This is a genomic window from Nocardia sp. NPDC056564 (assembly GCF_042793755.1).
GTDB lineage: Bacteria > Actinomycetota > Actinomycetes > Mycobacteriales > Mycobacteriaceae > Nocardia.
Genome location: NZ_JBHTUR010000005.1, coordinates 445,505 through 455,697, shown reverse-complemented (window position 1 = coordinate 455,697; position 10,193 = coordinate 445,505). Strand labels below are relative to the sequence as shown.

General features: G+C 67.8%; 9 protein-coding genes. 7 read left to right on the top strand and 2 right to left on the bottom strand.

The features are described from left to right. Nucleotides 1–55 precede the first annotated feature (55 nt). The 3 genes from ACFQ9K_RS16660 to ACFQ9K_RS16650 are packed head-to-tail and all read left to right on the top strand — an operon-like array spanning nucleotide 56 to nucleotide 2,664. On the top strand, nucleotides 56–1,111 hold the full coding sequence (locus tag ACFQ9K_RS16660) for a GSCFA domain-containing protein (RefSeq protein ID WP_378713072.1): 1,056 nt from the start codon (nucleotides 56–58) through the stop codon (nucleotides 1,109–1,111). Beyond that, entirely contained in the window at nucleotides 1,074–1,769 is a 696-nt protein-coding gene (locus tag ACFQ9K_RS16655; RefSeq protein WP_378713071.1) for a hypothetical protein, read from the top strand. Before ACFQ9K_RS16660 ends, ACFQ9K_RS16655 begins: the two co-directional genes overlap by 38 nt. Nucleotides 1,770–1,791: 22 nt before the next feature. Continuing rightward, entirely contained in the window at nucleotides 1,792–2,664 is an 873-nt protein-coding gene (locus ACFQ9K_RS16650; RefSeq protein WP_378713070.1) for a TauD/TfdA dioxygenase family protein, read from the top strand. On the opposite strand, the gene ACFQ9K_RS16645 is transcribed toward ACFQ9K_RS16650, so the two are convergent. Then, nucleotides 2,639–3,235, bottom strand: coding sequence for a hypothetical protein (locus ACFQ9K_RS16645; RefSeq protein ID WP_378713068.1), 597 nt, complete (start codon nucleotides 3,233–3,235; stop codon nucleotides 2,639–2,641). The two genes, ACFQ9K_RS16650 and ACFQ9K_RS16645, sit on opposite strands and share 26 nt — an antisense overlap. 327 nt (nucleotides 3,236–3,562) lie before the next feature. Here ACFQ9K_RS16645 and hppD point away from each other — a divergent pair, with 327 nt between their 5' ends. From hppD to ACFQ9K_RS16625, 4 genes are read left to right on the top strand one after another with little or no spacing between them, the layout of a single operon-like run. Next, nucleotides 3,563–4,663: a 4-hydroxyphenylpyruvate dioxygenase gene (hppD, locus tag ACFQ9K_RS16640; RefSeq protein ID WP_378713066.1), complete on the top strand. Its 1,101-nt coding sequence runs from the start codon at nucleotides 3,563–3,565 to the stop codon at nucleotides 4,661–4,663. Further along, nucleotides 4,660–5,760: an alpha-hydroxy acid oxidase gene (locus ACFQ9K_RS16635; protein WP_378713064.1), complete on the top strand. Its 1,101-nt coding sequence runs from the start codon at nucleotides 4,660–4,662 to the stop codon at nucleotides 5,758–5,760. Before hppD ends, ACFQ9K_RS16635 begins: the two co-directional genes overlap by 4 nt. Continuing rightward, entirely contained in the window at nucleotides 5,757–7,334 is a 1,578-nt protein-coding gene (locus ACFQ9K_RS16630; protein WP_378713062.1) for an aminotransferase class I/II-fold pyridoxal phosphate-dependent enzyme, read from the top strand. The genes ACFQ9K_RS16635 and ACFQ9K_RS16630 overlap by 4 nt, the downstream gene beginning before the upstream one ends. Beyond that, on the top strand, nucleotides 7,334–8,860 hold the full coding sequence (locus tag ACFQ9K_RS16625) for an AMP-binding protein (protein WP_378713060.1): 1,527 nt from the start codon (nucleotides 7,334–7,336) through the stop codon (nucleotides 8,858–8,860). The genes ACFQ9K_RS16630 and ACFQ9K_RS16625 overlap by 1 nt, the downstream gene beginning before the upstream one ends. A 66-nt stretch (nucleotides 8,861–8,926) precedes the next feature. Here the strand turns inward: ACFQ9K_RS16625 and ACFQ9K_RS16620 are convergent, their stop codons facing one another. Next, a complete protein-coding gene (locus tag ACFQ9K_RS16620) occupies nucleotides 8,927–10,192 on the bottom strand; it encodes a DUF3558 family protein (RefSeq protein WP_378983293.1) in 1,266 nt (421 codons plus the stop codon). Nucleotide 10,193 lies beyond the last annotated feature (1 nt).

Here is a 10,193-nt window from a genome sequence, read left to right as displayed (position 1 = left end):
GATCCAATGGCTAGCATTGCCGTCCAGCACCACGTTCGACGACGGCGAGGCTTCGATGATCGAGACAACCGGCAATCCCTATCGGTCACTGCCGGTGCGCGCATTCTGGCGCCCGGCCGTCGCCGAGCCCGACATATCCGCTATCACCGAGGTGTGGTCGCCGAAATTCGCGCTCGGCCAGGATGATCCGATCATCACGGCCGGCTCCTGTTTCGCGGCCCAGCTCGGCCGGACCTTGATCGAACGCGGAATGCATTGGTTCGACGCCGAACCCGCTCCCGCGGGCCTGACCGCCGACCAGCGCCGCAGCCGCCACTACGGCGAATTCTCGTTCCGCACCGGCACGATCTACACCGCCGCCGTGCTGCGGCAATGGCTGTCCTGGGCGTTCGGGCGTTCGGTGCCACCCGCGGACGCCTGGCCGGACGACGGCCGGTTCCATGATCCATACCGGCCTGCCATCCAACCGGAGGGATACGCCTCGGCCCAGGACATGCTCGACGCCAGGGCGGTCACCTTGGCCGCGATCCGGGACGCGATCACGACGGCCAGTTGCTTCATCATCACCCTGGGGTTGACCGAGACCTGGCGCGACAGCGTGCACGACACCACCTATCCGGCCTGTCCGGGGACGGTGCGCGGCACCTTCGATCCGCAGCGACACCTATTCCACAACAACACCTTCGCCGAGGTGTACGCCGACCTGACCGAGGCGATCGCGCTGGCCCGCACGGCCAACCCGGGCCTGCGGATACTGCTCACCGTGTCCCCGCAGCCGATCACCGCCACCGCGACCGGCGGGCACGTACTCGTCGCCAACGCCGACACCAAGTCCCTGCTGCGCGCGGTCGCCGGACAGGTGGCGCGGGACGGCGACGACATCGACTACTTCCCCGCCTACGAACTGATCACCAGCCCGCCGTTCCGCAGCGGGTTCTACGCGTCGAATCTGCGGGCGGTGACACCGGAGGGCGTCGACTTCGTCATGGGCCATCTGCTGTCCGGCCTGGCCGGTCGGCCCACCGAACCGCAGCGCACCAGCACCGGCACACCGTTGACGGGAGGAGATGTCTGTGACGACGCCGTCCTCGATTACTACGCTCCCCGCTAGGTTCCTGCTGCTCGGGGATTCGCACGCCGGACCGATCGGCCGGGCCGCCGAGGCGGCGCGAATCCCGTTCCGGGGCGGGCCGATCGGCGCCGGGCGCGAATTCACCGAAGACTTCTTCGAGCCCAGGCCCGGCGACGTCGTCTTCGGTAAGCCGGAGGCGGAGCGGTACTACCGAAAGTTCCTCGGCGAGCTGGGCATTGCCGCGCTGGGCGAGTCGACCGTCCCGCTGGTGACGACGTTCGGCTTCGCCGCGCATTTCGTCGCCACCACCGAGAACTGGGCGCTGTATCGGTTGCGCGACAACGCGTTCGAGCCGGGTTTCCTGGGTAGTTCGCTGTTCGACGCCATCGTCACGGCCGTGGTTCGCGACGCGCTCGCCTTCTACCGGCACACCCGCGCCCTCGGCCTGCGCGTGCTGGCGGTGCTGCCGCCGCAGCGAGTGCCCCCACTGTCCGATCCGGAGGTGTTCCTGGCCGCGCAGGACACCATCCGCCGCGCGGTCATCGCCCTCGGCATCGAGGTGATCGATCCGCGTGACCGCATCACCGACGCGAGCGGTTTCCAGCGGCGCGAACTGTGCCAGGCCGACGACGAGGTCCACGGCAATACGGCCTGGGGCCGGATCGTGCTGCGCGAACTGCTCGACCGCGGACTCTAGACCCAACAATCAGGAGGAATCTGTGCAGCGCTACGAGCTAGAGGCCATCGAACGCATCACCACCAGGGCACCGCGGACCTACCGGACCATCGGCGTGGAGACGCTGACCCCGATCATCGGCGCGGAGATCTCCGGCGTGGATCTGTCGCAGGAGCTGTCGGCGGAACAGCTCGGGGAGGTCAAGACCGCGTTCCTCGATCATCACGTGCTGGTCTTTCGCGATCAGGTCATCTCGGCCACCGATCACAAGCGCTTCGCGGGATACTTCGGCGAGCTGCGGCCGGTGAATCCGCCGCCGCCGGAGGGTGATCCGTACATCCTGGAGATCGCCACCTCCGCCGAGGCGGCGAATGTGGCGGGTAACGGCTGGCATGCCGACGGCACCGACAACCCTGAGCCCGCGCTCGGATCGATGCTCTACCTGACGCGCGTCCCGGAGACCGTCAGCGGCGGCGACACGATGTTCGCGAACATGCATCTGGCCTACGAGATGCTCTCACCGGCCATGCGGGAGTTCCTCGACGGGCTCACCGCCATCCACGACGGCCACGTCGCGTTGAAGGACTTCGTCGCACCGCCCGGATATGTCATTCCCCGCAACGAACATCCGCTGGTGGTGCGGCATCCGGAGACCGACCGCAAGCTGCTCTACGTGAATCAGGGCTACACCGAGTCCATTCCGCAGCTCTCCGCCGACGAGAGCCGGGCGGTGCTCGACCTGCTGTTCCGGATGGTGCCGGACCGGGCGCTGCTGAGTTGCCGGGTCCGCTGGTACCCGAACACGCTGGTGTTCTGGGACAACCGGTGCGTCCAGCACCACGCGACCTATGACTACTACCCGCATACCCGGTACGGCCAGCGGGTGGCGATCAACGGTGGTCCGCTGAAGGGCTGAGCCACAGCGGGAACCCGCGCGGCAGCGCCGTCCGCAGCTGGTTCGCCATCGACGTCAACCGGGCCGGGTCGTCGCCGGCACAGGCCAGTACCGCGGCGCGCAGTCGCGCGGAGGGAAAGGTCGCCGCATAGGCGTCCAGGTCTCCGCTCGCGAAGGCAGCCGCCGTCACCGCGGCATTGGCGGCCGCGTTCGCCGCGGCGTGGACGCGGGCATTGGCGTCGGTGTTCATCTCGGCGTAGCTCGCGCCGAACTGGCCGGCCGCCGCCGCGGTGTAACCGTGCGCCGCGGCATAGGACCTCGCGTCCGCCGCCGCGGCGGCGTAGGCCCGGGCATAGGGATAGGCGTGCCGATAGATCTGCCGCAACGCGGGCTCGAGCGCGGCAACCCACTCGGATTCGGCGATCGGCGCACCGGCGACGGCGCGAGTATGCAACGCCAGCAGGGCCTCCTGGGCCTGCGCTGGTTCGCCCCAGCGCGTGCTCGCCTCGATCAGCATCGGGCCGAGCACCCGCGCGTGCACGTCGTGCACGTCGAAAAGGGTTAGCGGTGTGGCGGACTCGTCGTCGGTCACGGGTTACCTCCTCGGTACGAGTTGCCGATGATAGTGCTCGATACCGATTTCGGTGTCGTCGCAGGAACCGACACCGACGACGCCCTCGAGCCAACCCGCCAAGTAATCACAAGAACATCACATACGCATCACTTTTATTGGGACACACAACATTTGCCCAGCCCAGAGCCAGTGCTGCGGGATTCGGATCCAGCGGCCGAATCCGGTGCGGTCACATAGCATGGGCCGACCGGCTGATCATCCAGGCGCTGCCGCCACCGTACGGTGCCGCCAATTCGAATTCACCTCCCTGAACACCGAATTCGTCCACCTGCAAGGAGATACGTAATGGGCGACACGTTGCCAGCGGCCCTGACCGGGCTGGCGGTAAACCATGTCGAATTCTATGTGGACGATCTCACCGCGCATACCGCGGAACTGGTTGACGGCTATGGCTTTACCGTCGCGGGCGTGACCGACCCGGCCCGCACGCGCGCGGACAGCGGTTCGGTGGTGCTGCGCCAGGGCGATATCACCGTCGTGCTGACCGAGGGCTACACCGATGACCACCCGGCCACCGAGTACGTCACGGTGCACGGGACCGGTGTCGCCGACATCGCGCTGGTCACCGCCGATGCCCGCGCCGCCTTCGACGCCGCCGTCGAGCGCGGCGCCCGCCCGGTGAGCGAGCCGGGCGTGCGGGACGACACCGGCGCGGTGACCGCGACCATCGGCGCGTTCGGCGATGTGCTGCACACCTTCGTGCAACACGGCCCCGGCACCGGGCATCGACTGCCCCCTGGCCTGCGCACCGTCCCGCCGGTCGAGCGCTCCGCGGCGAACACCCGGCTGTCGGACCTGGATCACGTCGCCGTCTGCGTGGAAGCAGGCCGGCTCGAGTCGACCGTCGAGTTCTACCGGCAGGTGCTCGGCTTCCGCGCGATCTACGCGGAGCGCGTGGTCGTCGGCGAGCAGGCGATGGTGTCCACCGTCGTGCAGAACGACTCCGGCACCGTGACCGTGGTGTTCGTCGCGCCCGAGAGCGCGGACGCGCCGGGACAGATCAATACCTTCCTGCACGACCACGGCGGCCCCGGCGTCCAGCACCTCGCCTTCAGCACCGACAACATCCTGACTTCCGTTGCCGCGCTGCGCGATCGCGGCATCGCCTGCCTGCGCACACCGGCCACGTACTACACGCTCCTGGCCGACCGCCTGGAACCGGACGCCTACACCGTGCCCGAGTTGCAGGCCTTGGACATCCTGGTCGACGAGGATCACGATGGGCAGCTGTTCCAGATCTTCACCCGGTCCACCCACCCGCGCGGCACCTACTTCGCCGAGATCATCCAGCGCCGGGGCGCACGCACCTTCGGCAGTGGCAACATCAAGGCGTTGTACACGGCCGTCGAACTCGACCACGCGAACCAGCGCGCCGCGACCCGATGACCGACGTGACCTCGGCCCACTCGATCGCCGGCCTCCGGCGTCTGGCCGAACAGCAACTGCCGACCCCGGTGTGGGACTTCATCGACGGCGGCAGCGGCGGCGAGGTGACCCTCGCGGCCAATCGCACCGCCTTCGACGCGGTGCAGCTGGTCCCCCGCGTCCTGGTCGACGTCACCCAACCGGACTGCCGCACAACGCTGTTCGGGCACGAGGCGAGCATGCCGGTCGCCGTGGCGCCGATGGCCTACCAGCGACTGCTGCATCCGGACGGCGAGCTTGCCGCCGCGCGCGCCGCCGCGACGGCCGGAATCCCGTTCACCGCAAGCATGCTCAGCACCGTCGCGGTGGAGCAGATCGCCGAGACCGGCGTGCAGACCTGGTTCCAGCTGTATTGGCTGCGCGATCGCGGCCTGATGCTCGACCTGCTGCACCGCGCCGAATACGCCGGCTGCGCGGCACTGATCCTCACCGTCGACGTCCCGGAGATGGGCCGCCGCCTCCGCGACATCCGCAACGGGTTCGCCCTGCCCGACGACATCCGAGCGGTCCAGCTCCCCGAGGCGAACACACGGCGCGCGCACGCCGAATCGGCGGACAACTCGGCGGTGGCGGCGCATACCAGCGAACTCTTCGATCCCGGGCTGGACTGGGCGGGATTGGCGTGGCTGCGATCGAACACCAGGCTGCCGATCATGCTCAAAGGGGTGCTCGACCCGCGCGATGCCGCGCTGGCGGTGGAGCACGGGGTCGATTCGATCGTCGTGTCCAATCACGGCGGACGCCAGCTCGACGGCGCGATTCCCAGCATCGACGCGCTGCCCGAGATCTGCGCGGCGGTCGGCGATCGGTGCAATGTGCTGCTGGACAGTGGGATTCGCAGCGGCACCGACGTGCTCCGGGCCCTCGCCCTCGGCGCCCGCGCGGTCCTGATCGGCAGGCCGGTGCTGTGGGGGCTGGCCGTCGCCGGGGAGATCGGTGTCAGTGCCGCGCTGTCGATGCTGCGGGCGGAGCTGCACACCGCGATGCGGCTCACCGGATCACCCGATCTCACCGCGGCGGCCGCGCTGCGGCACACCAGATCTCAGGTGTCCCGGTGACCGAACTGCGCCTCGACGCCCTGCACCCGGTGCTGACCGATCCCGCGCTGGAAACGATGAACTTCCTCAACGAGGTGGTCAATCGCTTCCCCGCGGCCGTGTCCTTCGCGCCCGGCCGCCCCTTCGAGGGGTTCTTCGAGATCGACGACATACCACGCTATCTCGACACCTACTGCCGCTATCTGCGGGAGCGGCGGGGTTACTCCGAGGAGCAGATCCGGCGGACGCTGTTCCAGTACGGACGCACCAAAGGCATTGTGCACGAACTGATCGCCGAGCAGCTGCGGCTGGACGAGGGCATCGACGCCGATCCGGAGTCGATCGTCGTCACGGCCGGCTGCCAGGAGGCCATGGTCCTGGTGTTGCGCGCGCTGCGCGGCGACGAACGGGATGTGGCGCTGGCCGTCGCGCCCACCTACGTCGGATTCACCGGGGCGGCGCGGTTGGTCGATATGCCGGTGCTGCCGGTGGCCGGCGGTGAGCACGGGGTCGATCTCGCCGACCTGCGCGCGCAGGTGCGGGCGGCGGTGGCCGACGGGCGGCGGCCGCGAGCGCTGTACCTGGTTCCGGATTTCTCCAATCCGAGCGGGATCAGTCTCGACCTGGCGACCCGCCTGCGGTTGCTTGATCTCGCCGACGAGCTGGATCTGCTTGTGCTGGAGGACAATCCGTACGGACTGTTCCATGCGACCGACGCCGCGCACGTGCCGACGCTGAAGGCATTGGATACCCGGAACCGGGTCGTCTATCTCGGATCGTTCGCCAAGACCGGCCTGCCCGGCGCGCGGGTGGGGTTCGCCGTCGCGGATCAGCCGGTCACCGACGGCGGGCGGTCCGCGGGACTGTTCGCCGACCAGCTCGCCAAGATCAAGAGCATGCTGACGGTGAACACCTCGCCGATCGCGCAGGCGGTCATCGGCGGCAAACTGCTCGAAAACGACGGCAGCATGGTTCGGGCGAACACGGCGGAGATCGAGTTGTACCGCCGCAACCTGCATCACCTGCTGGACGGACTGGCCGCCAGATTCGCCGATTCCCCGGTGCGCTGGAACATTCCGCAGGGTGGCTTCTTCGTGGTCGTCGACGTCGGATTTCCGGTCGACGACGAACTCCTGGAACGGTCCGCCGAGCACTACGGGGTGCTGTGGACGCCGATGTGCCACTTCTACGCCCGCGACGTGGCCATGAACCAGTTGCGGTTGTCCTGTAGCTCGCTCACCACCCGGCAGATCGATATCGGTCTGGACCGGCTGGCCGCCCTGGTGCGGGACCAGATCTCGAACGTCGCTATGCCCGATCGAAAGGATTCCGCTATGTCTTCGCCGAATGATCCGGCCGCGGAAAGCCGTGTGCGGAAGATATTCTCGGAGGTCCTGGAGATCGCCGAAACGCAGATCGAGGAGGGTGCGGACCTTTACGACGATCTGGCCGCGAACTCGCTCGACAAGGCGGAGATCCTGGCTCGGCTCGAGAAGGAGTTCGAGATCCAGCTCGCGCCCGAGCAGTCGGCCGCGATCATGAGCCTCGGCGACGCGACCGGTGTGGTGCTTTCGTTCGACGGGGGTCGGTCGTGATGCCGGTGCCGGAGACGGTGGATCTGGTCGAATCCTTCGTCGGCAAGCATGTGGTCGCCGGTGCCGGGGAGCGAATTTCCTATATCGACCCGGATCTCGGCAAGGTGACGTATCAGCAGCTCTATCACGCGGCCGGGCTGTTCGCCGCGCGGTTGCGTGCGCGGGGAATCCGCTCCGGGTCGCGATGTCTGGTACTCGCCGACGATTCGGCGACGACGGTTACCGCGATCATCGGAATGTGGTGGTACGGATGTATTCCCGTGCCGGTCAGCCCCGCTTTGACCGAGCAGGAAATCGGGTTCATCGCCGCGGACAGTGCGGCCGCGGCCGTTTATCTGGATGTGCCCGCGGGAAAGCGAGCCGGTCTCGCGGCGTTGCTGTCCGGGCTCGAACAGTTCGACAGCGCGCCGGTCGTGGCGGACCTCGCGCAGGCGGCCGAGGGGCGGGTGGGTGAGCTGCCGGGGTGTGCGCGGTCGTCCCTCCGGCAGGAAGCGCTGGTGCAGTACACCTCGGGGAGCACGGGTCGCGCGAAGGGGGTTCTGCATTCCGCGGCGGCGCTGCTGGAGGTGTCGGCCGGGTTCGGGCGGATTCTCGCCCTCGGTCCGGCGGACACGGTGTTGTCCACGGCCAAGTTGTCCTTCGGCTACGGTTTCGGCAACTCGGTGCTGCTGCCGTTGACCGCGGGTGCGTGCACGGTCCTGCTGCGCGGCGGCATCGACGCCTACGTCGTCGCGAGCGCCGTCCGTACCCACCGGCCCACCGTGCTGTGTTCGGTGCCGCGGATCTATGCGGCGCTCCCCCGCATCTTCGGCACCGGCGAAACGTTCGAACACGCTCTGCGGCTGGCGGTTACGGCCGGCGAACGCTGCCCGGCGGAGCTGATGGAATCGACCGCACGTCTGCTCGGCGTGCCCGTGCTCAACGGCCTCGGCGCGACCGAAGCCCTGCACATCGTGATCGCCACCGCCGACGGCGCCGAACCCGGCGCAACCGGTCGCGCGGTTCCCGGCGCGGTCGCCACGGTCCGGGACGAGGACGGGCAGGTGCTCACCGACGGCACCGAGGGCCGATTGCACATCGCGGGCCCGACCGTCGCCACCGGCTACCTGAATCGACCGGACGCCGAACGGCGCACCTTCGCCGACGGCGGCGTCTACACCGGCGACATCGCGCAGATATCCGCCGAAGGCTCGGTCCGATACCTCGCCCGAACCGACGACATCCTGAACCTCGGCGGCCACAAGGTCGCCCCCGGCGAAATAGAAGCCGTCATCCAAGCGGTCCCCGGCGTAGCCGACTGCGCCGTGGTCGCCGCCCGCAACCAGGACGGACTAGACGAAGCGATCGCCTACATAGTCCCCGCCGACCCCACCGCCACCGAACTACGCAGCGTCATAACAACCGCCCTACGCACCGGCCTGGCCCCCTTCAAACGCCCCAACCGAATAGAACTGGTCACCACCCTCCCCACCACCTCAACCGGCAAACTAGCCCGCTTCCACCTCCGAACCCTCGCCACCCACTGACTCCCCACCCAACCCGCCAGCCGAGCTCAATCAGTCTGGACTACAACAAGTTCCGAAAGAACCCGGTCACGTGGTCGGTGGTAGCGAAGGGGATAGAAGGGTTGTCACTCGGGTCAATTCGGTGCACAGGTCGGCTGGTGGGTGGTCGTCGGTTCGGGCGGCCTCGAACCTTAGTGTTTGGCCGCCTTTGTCGGGGAGATTGGCTTCGCGGGGGATTTCGAAAGCCAGTACGCACCAGTCCGTGGAAGCGTCCCATCGCACTTGGACGGCGTGGCGATCACCGATGGTTACCGGCTTCGGGTGCACGTAGGTGCGATTCTCGTAGATCGACCCTTCGAATGGGGCGACGGTCTGGGACACCCGGAGTCGATACCAGCCACCGCGCCAGATGCACTGTGCGCTCTTTGTGTCGTAGTCGCCGCGCAGTAGCGAATTCGGATCGAGTCCGGCGGCGGACAGGCGGTCGTCCGGGATCTGGCAAGGATCCCAGACGACACTGGGATTCTCCGCGGTCGTGGACGTGCGAGTGCTGCTGGTCAGCGAGGGCTGGGTCAGCATCGCCCGGGGGAGCGCCGACGGCACCTGCTGCGCAACAGCTTCCGCGATCGCTTCGGTTCCGGCGCGCAAATCAGCGCGCAGTTCCGGCGAATCCACGACGGGAAAGGTCTCGGGAATGCCCGACCAGTCCTTGCCCCACGTCTCGACCGTCACGATCAGGTTGTCGATGCTGAACATCACGCTGATCCGCGGCGGGTCACCCTTGGCGGTTTTCTCCCAGGTGACCGCGTTCTCACCGATGCCGGCGACGGGCGTCGGCCGCGGACTGTCCGGCTGGGTGGAACCCGGTACATAGTTCGCGAGGTTCGGCCGGGTGTCGTTCACTCCGATGGGATACAGGGACAGGAAGTAGGAGACCGTAGCGTTTCGCCACATCGGTGTTCGGTAAGGCTTGACCGGCTCGCGTTGAATCGAGCTGCCGAACTTCATCGCACAGGTCAAGCTCTGGCTGGTGTCTCCGGCTGCACGATCGGCGTCGGGCGCCTCCCGGACAGCACTGTAGGCCTCACCGGCGAATGCCTTGATCGCCCCGTCGGCAGGCTTCAACGCGTCCGAGCAACGCGCAGGCAGCTCCGAGAACCCCGCCTTGTACCGCTCCCCGGCACCCGGAGAACAGCCGGTCACACCGGCAACCAGCAGCAGCGTAAGTACTACGAACACCGAGCGATGACGACGAACAACATCCATGAGCAAAGCCCTCCCCGAGCGCGACCGCCCCCGTGCGACACGATGTCCGAGTGTGTCGGCGCGCCCCGGACCTGTCAACCTGATCACG